Origin of the sequence: Shewanella sp. SM55 (assembly GCF_025654025.1) — a bacterium.
Classification (GTDB): Bacteria; Pseudomonadota; Gammaproteobacteria; order Enterobacterales; family Shewanellaceae; genus Shewanella; species Shewanella oncorhynchi.
Window position 1 is genome coordinate 63,132 of sequence record NZ_JAKKRS010000003.1, and the last position, 20,757, is coordinate 83,888.

The 20,757-nt window shown below is 47.1% G+C and carries 13 protein-coding genes and 1 pseudogene; 7 read left to right on the plus strand and 7 right to left on the minus strand.

All coding sequences use genetic code 11. The annotated features are described in order from the left end of the window. Positions 1-113 precede the first annotated feature (113 nt). From L5L91_RS05675 to L5L91_RS05685, 3 genes are all read left to right on the plus strand, one after another. The gene (locus tag L5L91_RS05675) at positions 114-1,508 is read left to right on the plus strand and encodes a PhoH family protein (protein ID WP_263235865.1); all 1,395 of its coding nucleotides are present in this window, start codon (positions 114-116) and stop codon (positions 1,506-1,508) included. A 215-nt stretch (positions 1,509-1,723) separates the two neighbouring features. Then, positions 1,724-5,440, plus strand: coding sequence for a response regulator (locus L5L91_RS05680; protein ID WP_263235867.1), 3,717 nt, complete (start codon positions 1,724-1,726; stop codon positions 5,438-5,440). A gap of 128 nt (positions 5,441-5,568) precedes the next feature. After that, positions 5,569-7,977: a zinc-dependent metalloprotease gene (locus L5L91_RS05685; protein ID WP_263235869.1), complete on the plus strand. Its 2,409-nt coding sequence runs from the start codon at positions 5,569-5,571 to the stop codon at positions 7,975-7,977. A gap of 20 nt (positions 7,978-7,997) precedes the next feature. Here L5L91_RS05685 and L5L91_RS05690 read toward each other — a convergent pair whose 3' ends face one another. Then, positions 7,998-9,806, minus strand: a complete 1,809-nt coding sequence (locus tag L5L91_RS05690; RefSeq protein ID WP_263235871.1) for a protein kinase domain-containing protein — start codon at positions 9,804-9,806, stop codon at positions 7,998-8,000. A gap of 249 nt (positions 9,807-10,055) precedes the next feature. On the opposite strand from L5L91_RS05690, the gene L5L91_RS05695 reads away from it, so the two are divergent. Then, positions 10,056-10,397: a hypothetical protein gene (locus L5L91_RS05695; RefSeq protein WP_105250285.1), complete on the plus strand. Its 342-nt coding sequence runs from the start codon at positions 10,056-10,058 to the stop codon at positions 10,395-10,397. Between the two features lie 102 nt (positions 10,398-10,499). After that, positions 10,500-11,156: a thiopurine S-methyltransferase gene (locus L5L91_RS05700; protein ID WP_173247576.1), complete on the plus strand. Its 657-nt coding sequence runs from the start codon at positions 10,500-10,502 to the stop codon at positions 11,154-11,156. Positions 11,157-11,432: 276 nt separating this feature from the next. On the opposite strand, the gene L5L91_RS05705 is transcribed toward L5L91_RS05700, so the two are convergent. Next, the gene (locus L5L91_RS05705; RefSeq protein ID WP_076498521.1) at positions 11,433-11,624 is read right to left on the minus strand and encodes a bacterioferritin-associated ferredoxin; all 192 of its coding nucleotides are present in this window, start codon (positions 11,622-11,624) and stop codon (positions 11,433-11,435) included. Positions 11,625-11,884: 260 nt separating this feature from the next. Here L5L91_RS05705 and L5L91_RS05710 point away from each other — a divergent pair. Continuing rightward, a pseudogene (locus L5L91_RS05710) lies at positions 11,885-13,458 on the plus strand (PAS domain-containing methyl-accepting chemotaxis protein). 86 nt (positions 13,459-13,544) lie between these two features. On the opposite strand, the gene L5L91_RS05715 reads toward L5L91_RS05710, so the two are convergent. Then, the gene (locus tag L5L91_RS05715; protein WP_263235874.1) at positions 13,545-14,480 is read right to left on the minus strand and encodes a D-2-hydroxyacid dehydrogenase; all 936 of its coding nucleotides are present in this window, start codon (positions 14,478-14,480) and stop codon (positions 13,545-13,547) included. A 92-nt stretch (positions 14,481-14,572) separates the two neighbouring features. Between L5L91_RS05715 and L5L91_RS05720 the strand changes: the two genes are divergently transcribed. Continuing rightward, entirely contained in the window at positions 14,573-14,908 is a 336-nt protein-coding gene (locus tag L5L91_RS05720) for a DUF3392 domain-containing protein (protein WP_113939153.1), read from the plus strand. Between the two features lie 20 nt (positions 14,909-14,928). Here L5L91_RS05720 and L5L91_RS05725 read toward each other — a convergent pair whose 3' ends face one another. The 4 genes from L5L91_RS05725 to asd form a co-directional block, all read right to left on the minus strand. Then, on the minus strand, positions 14,929-15,651 hold the full coding sequence (locus L5L91_RS05725; RefSeq protein ID WP_263235876.1) for a glycerophosphodiester phosphodiesterase: 723 nt from the start codon (positions 15,649-15,651) through the stop codon (positions 14,929-14,931). Between the two features lie 14 nt (positions 15,652-15,665). After that, positions 15,666-18,869: a mechanosensitive ion channel domain-containing protein gene (locus L5L91_RS05730; protein ID WP_212599676.1), complete on the minus strand. Its 3,204-nt coding sequence runs from the start codon at positions 18,867-18,869 to the stop codon at positions 15,666-15,668. Positions 18,870-18,937: 68 nt separating this feature from the next. Continuing rightward, positions 18,938-19,819, minus strand: a complete 882-nt coding sequence (locus tag L5L91_RS05735; RefSeq protein WP_263182548.1) for a DMT family transporter — start codon at positions 19,817-19,819, stop codon at positions 18,938-18,940. Between the two features lie 6 nt (positions 19,820-19,825). Further along, positions 19,826-20,704: an archaetidylserine decarboxylase gene (gene asd / locus L5L91_RS05740; protein ID WP_028761759.1), complete on the minus strand. Its 879-nt coding sequence runs from the start codon at positions 20,702-20,704 to the stop codon at positions 19,826-19,828. Between the last annotated feature and the right edge of the window lie 53 nt (positions 20,705-20,757).

Here is a 20,757-nt window from a genome sequence, read left to right on the forward strand (position 1 = left end):
CTTGAACCTTATGATCATTCTTTGCCATATGTTTAGCCAGTAATAGGAGCCGTATAACTTTTATTGAGACTCAAAAGTGTGTTTAAACTTTAATGAAGCACTCTGGAGGCGCCATGGAACAAGACTACAGAAAGTTGTTTGTACTGGATACCAATGTGTTACTACATGAACCTTTGGCGATCTATTCGTTTAAAGAGCACGATGTGGTCATTCCGATGACAGTGCTAGAAGAGTTGGACCAGATTAAAGATCGAAAGAGTGATGTGAGTCGTGATGCTCGGGTTGCTATCAGGGCATTGGAAGATACCCTAGGCGGTGAAACTACCCCTGAGCAGATTATCAATGGCGTCCCTTTACCCAGCCGAGAGGGTCATGCCGATGCCGTCGGTTCGCTCTCAATTTTCCCTGATCACCTTGTCGATTTTACCTTAGGCGCACTGCCAGGAGATGGAAACGATAATCGCATTATCAATACCGCGCTACATCTACAAAACCTACATCATCCCCGTACCGTTGTCTTAGTCACCAAAGATATCAATATGCGCCTTAAAGCCAAAGGTGCGGGTATTCAATTGGTTGAAGATTATCGAACTGACCAGTTGATCGATGATATCCGCTTCCTCAGTAAAGGCTTTTACCAGTTCGAAGGTAATTTTTGGGAGCACTTGAACAAGGTCTCCACCGAGCGCCACGGTAGACATACAGTGCATGAAGTACCGCTCAAAGACCTCGAAAATGATAATTTTTATATCAACCAATATCTTATCGACACAGAGTCTGATTTTTGCGGTCGTGTTATCGAGCGCACAGACACCCATTTACATATTTTAGATTTAGGCCGTGAGCGGGTGAAAAACCTCGAGGCATGGGGTGTTAAACCTAAAAACGTCTATCAAGGCATGGCATTGCAGGCGCTGCTCGATCCCGATATCGATCTGGTGATCTTAACCGGCCCAGCGGGTTGCGGTAAAACCTTGCTCGCCATGGCGGCGGCGTTGGAACTGGTGGTCGAGCGTAATCGCTACGACAAAGTGATTGTCACCCGTAACACCCCTGAAATCGCCGAATCTATCGGCTTCTTGCCCGGCACGGAAGAGGAGAAGATGATGCCGTGGCTGGCCGCCATTACTGATACGCTCGAAGTACTGCATAAGAATGATGTGAATCCCACGGGCAGCATGAATTACATCATGGAGAAGGCTAACATTCAGTTTAAGTCGATAAACTTTATGCGCGGGCGTTCGATCCAAAACTCTATAGTGCTATTAGATGAATGCCAAAACCTCACGGCCTCGCAGATCAAAACTATGATCACCCGTATGGGCGAAGGCACAAAACTGATTTGTTGCGGTAACTTAGCGCAAATCGACTCTAACTACTTAACTGCTGTTACCTCTGGTTTAACCTATATTGTCGAACGTTTTAAAGACTTTGAAGGCAGTGCCAACGTGTATCTGAATGGCGTGGTGCGTTCACGCTTAGCGGAATACGCTGAAGAGCATCTGTAAAGCAGGTCAGTTTAATTTAGGGTAATGACTAAGGCCTCAGATATGGAGGCCTTAATTTTATGGAGTAGTAGATTTTTAATCGACTTATCAGTGGTATGAGTAGGCTTTATCTGACAATTATTTTATGTGATTGGCAGTTCCTTCCTGCTACTATATGGAGCTCATAGTTTTTGCCGCCGTAGGCTGAAATTAAGCGCTGCAATCAAGGGTAGTGGATGAAATCGAGTGAGCCGGATCTCCAACTAAAATCGCCGATCCAGAAGAACTACAACCGTGCCGTTTTTTATACGTACATCGGCGTTATCGTCATGTCTTTGTTGACCGCATGGATGTTTTTCGACCGCCAAAAAGCACAGCAGATGGAACAGCGTGAAGAGCAGGTTCAGCGCCATGTATTGCAAATCGATCTGCTACTTGAGTCGAGCATTAGAGCGGTAAAAAGCTTACGCAACGTTGCTGTGGATCATTTACGTTTGGGCGAACTCGTACGTAAAGAACGCTTACCCCAATACGGTAAATTCAACGAAAGCGGCCAGTATTTTACCTTAGAACCTAGCTACGCCCAGAGCGGTGAGCCTTTTACCAACATGGGTAGGATTACTGGTGCGGGTTCCCTCGACGGCCGCGGCGACAAGTTCTATCAAGAACTTGAGATGTTGTTTGAGCTGTCATTGTCATTCCCCGTCGCCAAAGAAGCCGCCCCGAAAGCCTCGGCGATTTATTACCTGTCGAAACGTAGGATCATGTCCTACTTCCCTTGGTCGAATGACGATCAACGTTTTAGGGACGAATTACTCAACAAGAAACAGTTCCAATACGCCACCCCAGCAATGAACCCGCAGCGCAGTGTATTTTGGAGTGAAGCCTATGTTGACTCCACGGGCAAAGGCTTATTGACCACTTTAGGTGTGCCCATTTATTTGGATGATGAGTTCATTGGCTCAATCAACTTAGACATGACGCTTGCCTCGTTAGCACGGCAAATTCGGGTCTACTTTAAGATGCCAGGCACAGTGATTTTGCTCGACCAACAGAACAATATTTTATCCCACAGCGATTTTGATAGCTCAGATATCAATCGGGTCTATCACATCAGCCAACGTATTCCCTCTGAGCTGCATTCTTTACCTGAGTCGGAATTGTTCGATGCCCACGACGGCATCATTCGTAACGGCTATTACATCCACTCGGTTGCCCTGCATAACGCGCCTTGGCGTTTACTGTATTTGCAGGATGAAGACGACCTATTCCAAGACTCGTGGGAAAAACTGCAGCTGACGTTTATTTTAGTGGTTATCGCCCTGTCAGTGTTGGTGACCATAGTGCATTGGCAGACGCGCCGCTCTTTTGTGAGTCCAGCCTCGCGACTACTGTCGCACCTTGAGGGCTGCTCCCAAGAGCCGCGTAAGCCACCGGAGAAAATCACTCGCGGCTGGGAACCTTGGTTCTTGCTGGTGAGTCGGATTTTTGAGGAAAACAAACAATATACCCACCATCTAGCCGAACAGAATAAGCGGCTCGATAAGCTAGTGGCGCGGCGTACTGAACGCTTAAAAGACACTACAGAGCGGCGTGAGCGCGAATATGCGCTACTGCGATCCCTGCTTGACTCAATTCCTGAAGCGATTGTCTTTAAAGATAAAGAAGGCAACTATTTAGGTTGTAACAAGGCGGCTGAACGCATGCTGGGTTACACAGAGAGCGAGATGATAGGTTTATCATCTGAGGATCTGACCTCGCCTGAAATGGGCATACGTATCCGCGCCGAAGACGAACAAGTCTTAAAAGATCGCACGCCGCTGCGCTACCAAGAAAAGGTCGAGCTTGCGGGCAAACCTGTGCTGCTCGATACCCTCAAACTGCCTTTCTACAATCGCCGCGGCGAACTGCAGGGATTGATTGCCGTGTGGCGTGATGTGACGCGGGAATACGAATCCGCCGAACAATTACGCCTGTCCGAAGAGCGTTATCACTTAGCTATGGATGCGGTGGAAGATGGCCTGTGGGACTGGTATTTAGACTCTGAACAGATCATTTGTAACCCAGCCTATTATTCTATGTTGGGTTATAAAACCAATGAATTCCCAGCTTTAGTATCGACAATTGATGAATTATCCCACCCCGACGATCGTATTCGCGTCGAGGAATACCGTGCTCAGTATCTTGCTGATCCCGTCGGTGCTTTCGAAATTGAATTCCGTATGTTAGGTAAAAATGGCGGCTATCACTGGGTGTTATCCCGTGGCCGTGTGGTGGAGTTCACCGCCGAAGGTCAGCCTAAGCGTATGCTCGGTACCCATAAGGATATTACCCGCCATAAGAGTAACGAAGTGGCGTTGCTTGAAGCCAAGCAAGACGCCGAACTCGCTAACCTCTACAAGAGTGAATTCTTGGCCAACATGAGCCATGAGATCCGCACGCCGATGAACGCCATTATCGGTATGTTGCAGTTGGCACAGCGCACTTCGTTAACGGCGCAGCAGAAAGATTACCTCGAAAAAGCCGGTTTCTCGGCGCAATCGCTGCTGAGGATCATCAACGATATTCTCGACTTCTCTAAAATTGAGGCGGGTAAGTTGGAGCTTGAGCGGGTGCCGTTCCCGCTGGATAAAGTGCTCGATCACGCTCTGGATCTCAATGCGCTTAAGGCACAGGAACAGGGCGTCGAGTTACTCTTATATGCACCAGTGACGGCGGGACTCATTCTTAAGGGCGATCCGCTACGTTTAGGCCAAGTGCTGATTAACCTGTTATCGAATGCGGTGAAATTTACCCAATCTGGCGAGATTGAGCTCGGCTGTGAAGATGTCGGCGAGCGGGATCATCGGATTACCTTGAAGTTCTGGGTGCGCGATACGGGGATCGGCATAGGTAAAGATCAACAGGATAAGCTGTTTGATGCCTTCGCCCAAGCCGACGGTTCGACCACTCGTAAATACGGTGGCACTGGCTTAGGTTTGTCGATCAGTAAGCATCTGGTGTCTATGATGGGCGGCAAGATGCAAGTGCAGAGTGAGCTTGGGGTCGGTAGTACCTTTAGCTTCACCATCAGTTTTGAAATTGCCGAAGCCGCTAAGATTGAACCTTTGGTCGTGCCGGAAAAACTTAATAGTCTACGCACCTTAGTCGTTGACGATAACCCGACGGCACTGCAAATTTATTCGACCTTGATGCGAGATTTCCACTTCGAAGTTGATACCGCCGCCAGTGGTGCCGAAGCGCTTTACAAACTGTCGCGGGCACCAATCGATCTGTTATTGCTCGACTGGATGATGCCAGAAATGGACGGTAGCGATGTGGTCAGTGCCATAGATACTATGGTCGCCGAAGGCCGCTTAGCTAAACGGCCTGTGATTATCATGATGACGGCCTATGCGGCAGAGCCCTTGCAGCATGAAGTCGATAGTGCCAATGTGTTTGCCGTACTGCAAAAACCGTTTAAGGCATCGAGTCTGTTCGATGAGATCATTGCTGCCTTTGCCGATGAACCGAGATTGAATGTGGTTCAGCCTATGGTTGAAGTTCAAGTTGAGGAAGGAGAGCACACAGGTCTAGTGTTACTGGTGGAGGATAACTTTATCAACCAGCAAGTGGCCACTGAACTTCTTAAGAGCGCTGGCTACGAAGTGGTGCTGGCCGACAATGGTCAAGTGGCGCTGGATACTATCGACTCGCGGCCGTTTGATGCTGTGTTGATGGATATTCAAATGCCAGTGATGGACGGGTTAACGGCCGCAAGGGCATTGCGTGAGCGTTTTAGTGCCGATGAACTGCCTATCATTGCCATGACAGCCCATGCAATGTCGGGTGACAGGGAAAAGAGTTTAGCAGCAGGGATGAATGCCCACATCACTAAACCCATAGTGCTCAACGAATTATTTGAAACATTAAATCACTGGATCAAACACAAGAACCAGCATCAGAATCGTTAATTTATTTGCTCGGGGCCAGTGATGGCCTCGCATTATTTACTTTAAATCAATCGCTTGAGATAAGCAGTCATCAAAGATGCCAATGACTTATAAGGTAAATAACGCAGCCAGCCGAATCAGGAGGAAAGATGAAACCCCAAAGTGTAGCCTTAGCCTTATTTATAGCGCTGTTAGGATTTCCCACCGTTACGGTCGCGGCAGCCGCACCTAGCGCCAAGATCATTAAGCAGGGCCAAGAGGCGAAAGGGTTTCTTAATCTCTATTACGAGGAGTCTGAGGGAGAGTTATATCTTGAGGTCAATCGTTTAAATCAACCTTTTATCTTAGTTACTAGCCTGCCACAGGGCGTAGGCTCAAACGACATTGGTCTCGATCGTGGCCAACTGGGTCAGACCCGTATGGTGCAGTTTGAGCGCCAAGGTCCCTATGTTTTACTCAAGCAACTCAATACTCAATATCGTGCGAATACCTCTGATGCCGCCGAGCAAAGAGCGGTTGAAGAAGCCTTTGCCGATTCTGTGTTATGGCAAGGCAAAGTGATTGAGGGCAAGCCAGATTTGGTAGCGATCAACGATCTGGTGCTCAATGATTTACACGGCGTGTCTTCCGTATTGCAACAAACAGAGCAGGGCAATTATCAGCTCGATTTGAGCCGTTCTGTCATCTTACCCAAAGGGATTAAATCCTTTGAGAAAAACGCCGATGTGGATGTGCAACTGACGTTCAAAGGCGATGTTGCTGGTGCGCAGGTCGCACAGGTAACACCCGATGGCACCTTAATGTCGGTGCGGATGCGTTATTCCTTTGTTGAGCTGCCTGATACCGACTATCAGCCGCGGGCTTATCATCCTATGAGCGGTTATTTGTCCGATGAGTATCGCGATTATGCCATGCCCTTTGACCAACCTTTAGTGCAGCGTTTTATCCTGCGCCACCGTTTACAGAAAGTGCATCCAGGCCCAGCGCCAAGCGAAGTCGTTAAACCTATTACTTATTATCTCGATCCTGGTGTGCCAGAACCTATACGATCGGCGTTGCTCGATGGCGCGCGCTGGTGGGAGACGGCTTTTACTCGGGCGGGATTTATCAACGGCTTTAAAGTTGAGTTATTACCTGTAGATGCCGATCCGCAGGATATTCGCTACAACATGATCCAATGGGTGCACAGGGCGACGCGGGGTTGGTCCTATGGCGCCGCACTGACCGATCCTCGCACCGGTGAAATCATCAAGGGTCAAGTCACGCTCGGCAGTTTGCGTGTGCGTCAGGATTACTTGATTGCTAAAGGCTTAACCGCAGGCTGGCAGGATAGAGTGGCTGCCGAGAAAGCGGCGACAGCCTTGTCGCTGGCGCGTATTCGCCAACTGGCTGCCCATGAAGTCGGCCATACCTTAGGGCTCGATCATAACTTTGCTGCTTCGACCAATCAGGATTCCTCTGTGATGGATTATCCCCATCCGAAAATCCAGCTAAAGGGCAATGATATTGATATTTCCGCACCTTACACTACAGGTGTTGGTCCTTGGGATGATTTTGCTATCGCCTATGGCTATAGCGATCAAGGCGATGCTCGCACCCAACAAGCGCTGCAAGTCGACTTACTGGCCGATGTAGCCAAACGTGGCTTACGTTATATCGGTGAGGCCGATTCCCGCCAAAAGGATGCGAGTCAGGCCTATGCCAGTTTGTGGGATAGTGGTGACGATCCGATCGATCAGCTGGGTAAGTTAAATAAAATTCGCACTAAGGCGATTGCGGATTTCTCCAGTGCGGCCTTGTTACCCAATGAGCCACTGGGCGAGCTAGCCGATGCCTTTGCGCCAATTTATTTGCTGACGCGTTATCAAATCGATGCGGTCGCTAAGTTTATTGGCGGCACTGACTATAACTATCAATCTATTGGTGAAGGCAGCCGCTGGAGCTATATTGCGCCGCAGTTGCAGTTAACGGGCTTAGACGCGCTACTTAACACACTCGATGCGGCGAGTTTAACTGTGCCGCAAACCTTGCTCGACAGTTTAGTGCCAAAGGCGGGGAATTATCATGTTACGCGGGAATCCTTCGATTCAGGTCTAGGTGCAATTAACGACCCTCTCGGTATGGCTGAAGTGTTTAGCCGTCATACCGTGAGCTTGCTATTGATGCCTAAACGCTTGAATCGTGTCAGCCAAGCATCCATGGCAGATAGTGAGCAGTTATCGGTGGCAACATTACTGGATAAGTTATTTGCGGCGACCTTGTATCAAGAGGACAAGCTCGCGCTGGTCGAAGGCGTATGGATGCGAGTTAACGCTGTGGTGATTGATGAAGTGCTGGCAACGCTGCACGATCCTCAAACCTCACCAGAGGTGAGGGCTGCGATCAACGATCGCGCTCAGTTTGTGATTAAGCAATTGAAAGCGAAGTCGAATCGAGCGAATGTGAGTCTTGCGGCGCACTATACTTGGTTGCAACAGGGTCTGGCTGCGGGTTTGACCGATGCTAAGGTTAAGCTTATTCCTAAGCCGTTAACCCTACCGCCGGGATCACCGATTTAATCTGATGAACATAGGCGCCATTAGGCGCCTATTTCTTTTGGATTTTTCGGATAAAAGTGATCGGCTTTACGCTCTAGATGAGTAAAGCGGCGGGTGTTTTTGTAGGGCAGTTTCATAAAGCCCGATACGCCGTGACCTTGTATTTTTCCGACATGGTGCAAGATGCGATCGAGGCTCGCGCGAAACGCCGCTTGCTTACGCGGATTGAGCAGCTTCAAGTAACTGTGAATTTTTAAGTGATTCGGCAGCGCCTCAAAAATGATGCAGCCTGTGTGGTGAATTTGGTTGATGCGGGCTAGTTCTTCCATGATTTCATGGGGTAATTCGAGGTTTTCATCGGGATCTTTACCGTCTTCAAAATAAGAGTGCAATCGTGACTTATCTTCTAAGGTGGGTACGTCACCGACTTCGAAGGGCAACTGCAGTGCGGCACTGGCGACAAAAGGCTCGCTGGTGTCAGCTCGTTCGATATGCAGTGTGTCTTTGGCGTTAAAGAAACAGGCCTTAAACACCCCTATACGTTTAATTCCCCGCGCGAGATCCACCATATTGTTGACTGCAATGATTAACGCACTTTTTTGTTTTGCATCGTAAATCGCAAGATTGGAGTCGATAAACACGCCGGTTTCCTGCCAATGAATAGCCAGACCACCCACGATCGGATATTGCGCTAAACGACCCACTGCGGCGATAAAGCCTTTTTCGGTATCACCCATGCCCGCGAGGAAGTTGCGGTAATATTTTTCGAGCTGAATATCATCCATCTTAGCGATGGGATCTTGGGCGTTGTGTTCCTTTAAAAAGGATTTACGCGAACTGTAGCTGACGGTTTCAACATCTTTGTCGCGGGATTGTACCCAAACAGGAATTTCACCCTGTAAATCAGCTTTGGGCAGTTCAGGTAAGTGCAGTCTGTGGCTGTGGCGCATACTTTTTAAAAAATAATCGCCGGCGATATTACGCTGCTGCGGATCAGTGCTGAGCATGCCCTCTAAGGTACGGGCTAATTCTATCGGTAAGCCAATGCTGGTGGGCGAGATCACTTGTGCACCGAAGCGGCTTGCTTGCCCAGAGGCGAGGGCATACAGAGTCGCGGCAACTCCTTGCTCGTCAAAGCGCGGGCTGGAGAGTGCTCCATTGAGTTGCTCTTCGCCGATAAAATACACATCACCCATGCGGGCGTTGGTATGTTGTTGATCGCTAGACATTAACGCCATCACATTGTCTTCGACGGGTTTGTTATGTTCATCCCGCTGCGCAAATACCGCTGAGCCCCAATCGATTAACGATAAGTGTTGTTGTTCAATATCGTAAACCAGATTTGAAGGTTTGATATCGCCGTGCACTAAAGGCTTGCCCGTGCGCAGGTAATACAAGATATCGGCGAGTTGGCGGGCGATGCTCATGACCATAGCGGTCGGTAGGGCGCCCATGCGGCGGCAAAGTTGGTCGAGATCTTCCCCTTTTGCTCGTTCCATCACGAGTATGCCTTGTTTACCTACTCGCTCAAATTTGATCGCCCCCGGCACATTAGGGTGCTTGAGTAAGGAGAGCATAAAGGCTTCTTCTTCGAGCCGATCTTGAATGTGTTGTGGCAAATTAATCCGTGAAAACTTAAACACATGGGCATCGCCCGCTTGATTGATACCCGCAAACACGAAACCGTAGGCGCCTTTGCCGACCAATTCGATATCGGTATAACCTAATTTGCTCAGCTGTTGTTTACAGCGGCGGATCCACGCCTTGTGTTTACGGGCATCATTGGCTTTGAGCAAGTAAATAGATTGCTCTTCAGAAATATAAAAATGCTGCAGCTGAGGTGTTTGCAAATTGTGCTCCTTGTTTTGTTCATTTAACCAGTAAGCGGGGGAGATAATCAAATAGCGGGTGGCTTTATTTTAGTATTTTGAATGGCATTGATGATCAGCGTCAGGCGCGGATTACCTATACGATCATTTCGTCACTGACTTTGACTTACATCAAATTAAATCTTCGCGACTATAGGTAATCTTTGGGGCATTAGATGGAATCAATTTTTGTTAATTAACCCACAGACAAAGTGCAGCTAAGGAGGGCGTATGCCCACCCAATATAAAGCCTTGTTGATCGAACTTTTGGAATATCCGCGTAAGCGTATTTTACAGTCAATGGAAGTGACCCATTGCCCGCATGCGGTATTTTTTAATGATAGAGACGAGCAATGTTTAACGTGTCATCAGGGCATGGAATGTATCTGGATGAACCAGAATGACGAGCTGGTGGCCGTGAACGAAAAATCGATTGCCGAGTTAAAACAGCAGTTGTTGATCGCCGTGGACTTTATCGACTCATCTTTAAGCCCACATCATTTATCACGCCGTCAATGCCAATGCGATAACTGTGTTTGGCTGCGTAAAGTGCAAGCCACGTTAGATCAGTAAGTTAGTCTTTACATTGCTGAGTTTGCCGAATGGCAGGAGGCTTTGCATCCACTTTAAAATGTCATTAGAGTAAGGACAACATTAGCGAATAGAGATAAACCCATGGAACCCGGTTTTTGGCATGAAAAGTGGCAGCAGCAACAGATAGGTTTTCATCAGCAAGACATCAATCCTTTCCTCGTTAAGTATTGGCAGCAGCTTGCATTACCCGCAGATACTAAGGTTTTTGTGCCCTTATGTGGTAAGTCGCTAGACATGTGTTTCCTCGCAGAACAGGGGCATCAGGTCATAGGTTGTGAGTTGAATGAATTGGCAGTACAGCAATTTTTTAGCGATAACCAACTCGAGATGACGCAAACGGCCGTGGGTGAACACCAGCACTATCAAACCGAACAGATCAGCTTGTATCAAGGCGATATTTTCACCCTACCTAAGACTATCACCCAAGCGGTGACGGCTTTTTACGATCGCGCGGCTTTGATCGCATGGCCAGAAAGTATGCGTGCACAATATGCCAAGCAGTTAGCGAGCTTATTACCTAGCGGCAGTGTCGGTTTATTAGTGACTTTAGATTATCCGCAAGAATCCCTTATCGGCCCACCTTTTGCTGTATCCCCTACTTGGGTAGAGCAGCATCTGAGTGAGGATTTTGATATTGAAGTATTAGCGTCGCAAGATGTGTTGGCCGACAATCCCCGTTTTATTAAGAAAGCCGTGCCTTGGCTTAATGAAGCGGCCTATTTGTTGAAACGTAAGTAGGCTTGACTCGGAAGTTGGATCTGTAACCCCATTGAATTATTCGCGGCTTTCGAGCTTGGAGTTCAGTGGGGCTTGTCATTAAAACATCATATCTAAAGATTAGGCTGGCAAGATTATTTAAGACGAAGTGGCGGATAGAAGGCTTTGTTGTCGCGGGACTTTTTTGGATTGAGTTTGCTTGAGCTGGATTAAGTTTGCTTGAGTCAGCGTGTATTTAACTTGTCGGAAGTTTGTTCGTGAGTGAATTACCCTTTACCATGCTATTCGCGATGAACTCTATGCGACTTCGTAATAATTAGGCTCAAGCTCTAGTTGATTCTGAATGATCTGCACCGCCATTCTGGCGCATTTACCACATTGATCGGCAACACCTAAGCGCTTTTTTACGTCAGCAAGCGAGCTATCGCCCTGGCTTACTGCGTTTTTAATTTGCGTATCAGTGATCGCATGGCAAAGACAAACGTACATATATTAGTCTCCAATCGAATTGCGCTAATTCTAAATGAAAACGCTTATCAAATGCAATCATGTTTTTGGGTGATTTTCATACTTTAACGCTTTTGTTACATGGCGCACGTTTTATCGTCTATGCTAGGTGTGTTTTAGCACTAAAAAGCTAGGCAGTTTTAGAAGTAGGTTTAGGAATACAGAGTCAGGGTGATGATGCCTTACGGATGGATAACTCATGGATGAATAACGAAGAATTAATCAAAGATCCATAAGGTTTCATGAGAACTAATCTACCAGTTACACAGCGAGAATATGATTATCCAGCGGATTGGATTTTATTGTCGACTACGGATACTCAAAGTCATATCACTTACGCCAATCAATCTTTCTGTACCGTTGCCGGTTACGACCTCGATGCCATGCTAGGCAAGCCCCACAACATGGTGCGTCATCCAGATATGCCTCCGCAAGCGTTTGAAGATCTGTGGCGATGCATCAAAAAAGCGAGCCTTGGAAAGGGATAGTGAAAAACCGCTGCGCCAATGGCGATCACTATTGGGTCGATGCCTATGTCTCACCGATTTCAGTTAATGGCAAAGTCGTCGAGTTTCAATCTGTACGCACTAAACCCACACGCGATCAGGTTAAGCGTGCAGAAATAGCCTATGCGGAGTTGAACAAAAAGGGCAGCGTCAGCGCGTTAAAACGTACCTTGGATATGCCAGTTAAATTGCTGTTACTCGCATTGGTTGCCATGCTACCTATGCTTTACCTTGCTCTGCAAATTGGCTTAATGGGCTTTATTGCCCTAGCGATAAGTGTCCTAGTATTGCTGGTGGGCGGCAATCTGGTGCTGAGTCGCTATTACGCGATAGTGGCTAAGGCAAAGCATATCTACGATAACCCCTTGATGGCGCATATTTATAGTGGAAGCAGTGATGATCTTGGCGCGATTGATTTAGCACTGCAAATGCAAAATTCAGAGCTTAAGTCGATTCTTGGGCGTGCATCGGATTCCTGTTATAACGTGTCAGAACAGGCCAAAATATCTGCCGCCAAGGGCAAACAAATCCAGAGTACCAGTCAGGCTCAACTATCTGAAATAGAACAAGTTGCTACAGCGATGCAGGAAATGACCGCCACATTAGGCGATATGTCCTCCAATTGTGCCGATGCGGCGAGTGCCACACAAATGGCATCCGCTGAAACTATCAATGGTGATAAAACGGTGTCGAGTACTATTCGCTCGATTCAAGCTATGGCGGAGCAACTGCAACAAACGTCAAAAGTTATTACTGAGTTAGAAGCCCACAGTAAAGATATTGGCACAGTGCTCGATGTGATTCAGAGTATTGCGGGGCAGACGAATTTGCTGGCATTGAATGCAGCAATTGAAGCGGCTCGAGCGGGTGAGCAAGGTCGTGGCTTCGCTGTCGTTGCCGATGAAGTACGGGCGCTGGCACAGCGTACTCACGATGCCACCAAAGAAATCCACAGTATGATTAATCTGTTGCAGCAGGGGACGAATAAAGCTGTTATCAGCATGCAGCAAGGAGTGGTTGCCGCTTCCGAATGTATTTCAACGGCGGATTTAGCGGGTACGGCATTACGTACGATTCGTGAGGCCATTTCGACCATTACCGATATGACGCACCATATTGCCAGCGCGGTAGAAGAGCAATCGAGTGTGGCAAATGAGATGAATCGCAGCGTGGTGAATGTGTCGCAATTTACCCATTCTAGCCATCAACTCGGCAGTGAAATGGTCGGCTTGAATGACGAAGTGACTCGCGAGATGGATTCTCACTCGGTATTAGTCGAGCAATTCTTAAAGCGCAGCTTTAGGATTTAACTGACTAAAATTTAAGATAAAAAAGGCAATAGTCTGACTATTGTCTTTTCTTTTACTGATTTCTAACTCAATTTCTTATCTTTGATCTAATAACCTTTACTAAAGTCGACTCGATTCTGCAGTGGCTCACCCATGATGTAGCGGTGATAGTTTTGGCTAAAGATATCGACTATTTGTGCAGGATGGCTTGGCGCCGAAATATGCGGCGTGATCACGACATTTTCCCGTTCCCAAATAGGATGGCTATTGGGCAAAGGTTCCTGAGCAAATACATCGAGGATCGCTTGCTGACTAGGATTAGCGATAAGTTGGATATTGAGTGCATCGAGATCGAGTGCATCACCGCGGCCAACATTAAACAGCACTGCATCCGTTTTTAACATAGCTAACATGTCAGCATTGAGAAGATTATGTGTTGCAGGAGTGCTTGGCAGTAGATTTGCAACCACATCGGCCTGTGTTAACACTTGGCCTAAATTGGCCATCGCTTCAATGGCATCAAAACCTTCTACGGTATTAGCACTTCGATTGATCCCAGTGACATGCATGCCAAAGTGCTTTGCCGTCTTCGCGAGATGCTGGGCAATTGAGCCAGTACCGAGTAAGAGTAATCGCATTTCCTGTAGGCTTGAATGGCGCTGCTGGGGTTGAATCAGCCACTGTTTTTGTCCTTGTTGCTGGCGATAAAAACGATGGCCGCGGACATGCGCGAGTAAATAGCCGAATAGATACTCGCTCATCAGCGGGCCGAAAATGCCTTTAATATTGGTGAGTTGATAGTCTTTTCTGCCCCTTGGGCTTATCAGGGCATCTATGCCAGCAAAGCTTGATTGTAGCCATTGCAGATTTTTAGCATGGGGCAATAGGGGCGCGGCGAGTTTAGGTTCGGCTAACCAAATATCTGCATCAATTATGCTCGCTGGATTATCGTCGAGTAACGTTAAATCAGGGAGACTCTGCGCCTCAATCAAGTCGCGGTACTGTTGATTTGCCTTTGTTAGCAAGAGTAACTTGTGCCCCATGGCGTCTCCCTTTATGCTTGGTTATTGTTATTTTTCAATACGCTGTCGCGGCCACTCTGATGGATTGCGCTGCATCTTTTTAGGTTAAGTCTATGTTTGATCAATTAGTCGCCATTATTGCCCAGTTAGGTAATATGCTTCGCCCTTGGGCCTTCGATATTGCTACTGCTATGGTGGTGTGTCTTATTTTGGTTTTTTCAGCGGATGTCAATCGTATCTTAAGGCGTCATTTGTTGGGGCATTCTTTTGTGCTGCGAACATTTGTTTTTATTATTGTGAATGCCTTTGGCTATGGCCTATTGATCGTGAAAGCCACGCCTTGGGTGGCAAGACACATAGTGGCTATGCCATCCCATTGGATGTTTCTGTTAATTGTGGCCATGTTTATTTTTATCGGTTATTGGGCTCAGCGAAATAGCCAAGCTTAATATCGTTATTATTTTTGCCGTTACTCAAAGTAGCCAGAGTAATCGGCCATTGCCTTTTGAGTTAAGGCTTGCATGGCGCGATCGGGGTAATTGCTGAACACGCCATCGACGCCAATCTGCTTAAGCGCATGAATATCATCAATATGATCGACAGTATAAACATAAACCTTGGCACCTCGGTTATGGGCGTCATCTACTAGTGCTTGGTTGATAAAACTCACATCTAAATGCAATGAATAGGCATTCAGTTCGCTTACCACGCCAGCCCCATCGAGTGGAATACTGGCAAGCAGTGGTGCGACTAACGCATCCGGCAACACCTGTTTAAGTTCATGCAGATAGGGGTGATTAAAGGAAGAGATCAGTAACTGCTCCTTCGTAAACCCAAGCTGACTCATAGCCTTTGGGTATAAGTCGATTAACGGCGTGACGGTATTAATGCCTTTTAACTCTATATTGACTATGCAGCGCCCCGCAATCAGTTCAAGTACTTGCCATAGCGTCGGAATGGATTCACCTTTCACATTGATGCTTGCTAGATAGTCCTTGCTCGCTAAGTGAATGACGCCTGTGCCCGAGCTTTTATTATCGAGTCGTCTGTCGTGAAACACGACTAACTCACCTTCGACATTATGTACATCGAGTTCGACGGCTTGCGCACCCAATTCTAACGCTTTAGCTATGGCGGCTAAGGTATTTTCGGCCTGATAACCGCTGGCGCCGCGGTGAGCAAAAATAAGCATGGTCTACGATCCTATTAGCTTCTAATAATGCCTTGTTGCTCGCGATTTTGACCATTCTTAATATGGATTTCCATCTGCGGGTAGGCGAGTTCGAGATTGTTTTCTTTGAGTTTTTTAGTCACTCGTTTATGTAAATCATGGCGCAGTGGCCAGCGTGCCGACATATCTTTTGCATAGGCGCGCACTTCATAATCTTGGGTATGTTTACCAAAGCCGGCAAACCAGACCTCAGGTTCTGGGCTGGCAAGTGCATCTTCACACTCTTGCACCGCTTGATACAGGGTCGCTTCAACTTTGGCAGGGTCTGAATCCCGCGCCACCGACACATAAACAATGACCCGAGTAATAGGATCTGACAAGGACCAGTTGATCAGCTGCTCTGTGATAAAGGCCTTGTTCGGGATGATAATTTCCTTTCTATCCCAGTCAATAATGGTGGTCGCCCGAATTTGGATTTTACTGACTGTCCCTGTTAAATCACGAATTGTCACTGTGTCGCCAATCCGCACGGGTTTCTCAAACAAAATGATCAAACCTGAGATAAAGTTGGCGAAAATTTCTTGCAAACCAAAACCTAAACCGAGCGACAGTGCGGCAATCAGCCATTGTAACTTAGACCACTCCATCCCGAGATTAGAGAAGCCGATTAATAGTCCGAGGAAAACCACCAGATAACGACTGACGGTTGTGATCGCAAAACCCGTTCCAGGCGAGAGATCAAGCCTTTGCAGGATCATTAGCTCAAGTAGGCCGGGTAAATTGGTGGCAATCATTAACGAGAAACCCACCACTATCAGCCCAAACATCAGTGACTTCATGGTAATGGGTAATTGTTGCTCTAAGCCATTCACACTGGTATTGGTCGTCCACAGCGTAATGCCATCGAGGAAGGAAAACAGCGCCGTATGGGTTTGAGTCCACAGACCAATCAAACTGGCTAAAAAGGCCAATAACAAGAGTGAACGCACTAGGCCAAGGGATTGGCTCGAAATGGTTTCGAGATCGACTACGGGTTCTTCGTAGGTATCGAGTCCATCGACGGAAGGGTGATGCGTTTCGCCTTTTTCCCTTTGTGCTAAGCGCTCTGCACGTTTTGCTTTCGCGCGATCGAAGGCGATACGGCGGCGTTCGATTAACATCCACCGTTTGATCAATTGGTATAAGAGCAAGAAACCCAGACCCAGCACGATAGATAATTGCAGTTGTAACAGCATTTGGAAAGCGGTGAAGTAGTAACCCCTAAAGGCTAACACTGCGCTTAAAAGCGGCACAGAAATCAGCAAGGTCCAGAGCATTTTCTGAATGAGTTTTTTGTTTTTACCGTCTTTCTTGGCATCTGAGTTTTTACGGCTGAGGATTAAAATATCTTTGTATAACAAGAATAAAACGATACAGAAAATAATGAATGCGCCGCGGCCTATGCTATTACGCACCAGTGATGTGTCGAGCACTTCGGTAAAGCCCATCAGACCCAATAATGGGCTAGCAATCAGCACAAAGTGTCTGAGCCGTGATTGTCCCGCTTGGATGAGTTTTGAGGGGCGTTTGAAATGGCCCACGAGTACGCCTTTGTCGAGTGTCAGAATAAAGATAAAGCGATATAAGAGATACACTAAACCAATCGCCAGTATGCCCATACCCACTGCTTGCACAAAATTGCGATCGGAATGATAGAAAATCAATCCCGCCATGATCACTGGGAAAGGTTTTATCAACGCATAGCTGATACTGCAGGCGAGCGCTTTGAGAGTGTAAATGAATTTATCTTGGGTCACATTGCCCACATAAGTGGTGTAATGATTTAGCAAGCGATTGAATTTAGGCGTGATCAAGTCTTGTACGACTAAACACAGTACCAGCAATATGATCCACCAAGACCAATAATCGTTTTGTTCATCCCAGGCTTTTCCCAGTTCATCCCACTGTGCTTGTTGCACAAGCCAAACCGTGCTGCGCTCAAGATCCGTAAGCCATAACTTACTGATACTTGCAGCGTTAGGCACCCAGAATAAATGTTCGTTAAGGGTATTTTTTAGGGTGAGATTCTGTTGACTCAGTTGTTGGTAATTGACCTTCAGCTTGCCTAATTCACTTAAGTATTGGTCATAGCTTTGCATCAATTGCGAGATCAAACTCTGTTGCGAGTGTAAGAGTTTAATCTGCTGCTCATTGTATAAGCCGGGTTGTTCTAATTCTTGCTCATTGAGGGCTTGTTGCTGCTCTAAATGGTATCTGTCTAAGCGCGCATCGGCGATCAGCGTTTGCAGTTTTTCGTGATTCGGTGGTTTAGGCAGTGATTGCAACATCTGCAAAAAGCGCTCACCAAAGGCGGAGTTCATTTTGACCCAAGTGATCTGCTCTTGGATGTTTGCCAGTTGTTTGGCTTGGGATTGATATTGGGTTTCAGCCTGTTCCTGCTGTTCGACCACATTATTGATCTGCAGAGTTAACGTTTGCAGCTTTTGGCCGTAAATCTGGTTGGTGTCGGCAATATTACGGGTGATAGGATCGATGACTTTTTCGGTATTAACTAAGTTTTTGGCTAGGGTAGCATCCGTTTGTTGCTGACGTTGTTTATTGATTGCCTTGTTGATGGTTTCGATCAAGGCTTCTTGCTGCACCAGTTGTTGGCGGACTAGTTGTAATTGTAATTGCGTCAGTTCAATGCGTTTTTGGCTGCTGGCAAGTTCTGCTTCATCGGTGGCAAGGCTTTGTTCAAAGAAAAGTCGTTGAGTTTGCTGTAACTCTCCCGTTGGGGTATCTAGCGGGGCGAGTTCTGCTTTTTTGTTTTGGGCGACAGTTTGCCTCGCGCTGGCGATAACTGTAGGTAAGTCATTGTGACGTAGCAATAAATCGTTAACTTGTCGGCCAAGGGTGGATTCGCTTTCTTTAAGTTCAGACAAGCGAATATAGGCCATGGAAGCCTGCTGGCTGAGGTCAGTACCTTTTTCTAGTGATAAAGGCTTATAGGCGTCTTTCAGCGCTTGGTTAGTGCGCTTCTTATGTTGCTCAAAATCAATCTGCGCTTGTTGGAAACTGGCTGCGTTGGTGGCGAGTTTTTCTATGTTAATTTTTAGTTCGTTAATTTGTTCGTCAATGCTGAGATTTTGTTGCTGATCTTGCTTGTTCATGCCAAGACGTTTGTCCAATTGCAAAGGCGAATTGGCAAGTGCGGAAAATGTGAAAAAAGCAATAATGAACAATAAAATACGTGGCATATAGGCTAAAGACATTTAGGGGCGAAAGACGCTCCATATTAGCCAAATTGCGTTGAGATTGGTATGTTTCAGGCGTTCTTTTTTCGCCGCTGTGATTGGTGCGATTGATGGGTTTCGAAGATGGCGGTAGCGACTATGATAGTGCCACCAATTAGAGTGTTGAGATTGAGCTCTTCACCTAAAATGATCAGCGCTAACATGGCGCCATAAAAGGGTTGTAAGCAAGAGACTAGCCCAACCGTTTTGGCGCTGAGTTGCCTCAGCGCAGAAGTAAATAGCGCATGTGGCGCTGCGGTAAAGACGACGCCGAGTAAAATAATTAATCCCCACACTTCTAATGTGATACTGCCCAGTTCCGTTTGGTGCCACGGCATCAAGAACACCACGGCGACCAAAGTTTGATAGAACATGGCATGGGGGCCGCTGTACTGGGAAAAGTAGCGTTTGTGCAATAAGTTACGGGTGGTGAACAAGATGGCAGACACTATGCCGATGGCAATGCCCAGCGTAGTGTCGTTACCTAAATTTGCCTCAGGGATCAGTAATATCACCCCAATAAGCACTAATACACCGCTGATCATATCGTGTAATTTTATCTTATTACCTGTCAGCAACGGCTCGGCAATCACTGTCATCACCGGATAGGTGAAAAACGCAATCATGCCAATGGCGACCGACGAGAGTTGCATGGCCGCAAAATAAGTCACCCAATGCAGGCTGACGATAACCCCAAGCCCGATGGCGACTAGATAATCTTGTTTGCTTGCCAGCGTTAAACGTTTGCGGTTGAATTTGACTAGCAAACCTAACACAGTGGCGGCGACGATACAGCGTAGAAAGGTGATGTCGAGGGCACTGAGTGGGATTAATTTAGAAAACAAAGCTGTGCCACCAAATAGCAGCACAGCCAGATGTAATTCAATTAATCCCGAAGGTTTAGCAGAACTCAAGAAAACTTAATCCGCTTGCTTAACGTCTTTCAGGTTAGCGAAGGCTTGTCCCATACGAGTTACTGCTTCGGCTTCGACACCTTCAGCAAAGGTCGCGATAGCATCTTTAGCAAACAACATCACTACAGTACTGCCTAACTTGAAGCGACCCATTTCTTCGCCTTTGTCTAAGGTGATGGCATCTGGGCCTTGGGTTGGATATTCCCAAGTGAAGACTTGCTTACCTGTCGGCGGCGTGACTGTGCCAGCCCATACGGTTTCAATACTGGCAACAATCGTTGCGCCAACCAATACCATGGCCAATGGACCTAATTCGGTTTCAAAAATCGCCACCACACGTTCGTTACGGGCAAACAGACCGGGTACGTGTCTCGCCGTTAACGGATTTACCGAAAACAGTTCGCCAGGTACATAGGTCATTTTTGATAACGTGCCTTTAATCGGCATGTGGATACGGTGATAGTCTTTAGGCGCCAGATAGATAGTCGCAAAATCACCGCCTTCGAAGCGTTTAGCATCTTCGGCTTGATCGCCAAGCAGGGTTAACGATGAATAGTGATGACCCTTAGCTTGGAAGATGCGACCGTTTTTGATTGGGCCTAATTGACTTACCGCACCATCGACGGGATGCACCATTATATCGGCGTCCATATCTAACGGACGAATACCGGGTTTAAGGGCGCGGGTAAAAAAGGCATTAAAGCTTTTATAGGCTTCAGGCTCACTCTGCGCCGCTTCGCTCATGTCGATTTTATATTGTTTGATAAACCACTTGATAGCGGCAGTGGTCAAGGCGCCAGCTTCGGCTGCAGCGAGTTTACCCACTAAACGAGATAACAAGTGTTTTGGCAGCATGTACTGCAGCGCTATTTTGACTTTATCCAATTTCAATTCCTTTTCTTACTGCTCAATCTTTGCTGAGACTGTTGTTATTTATC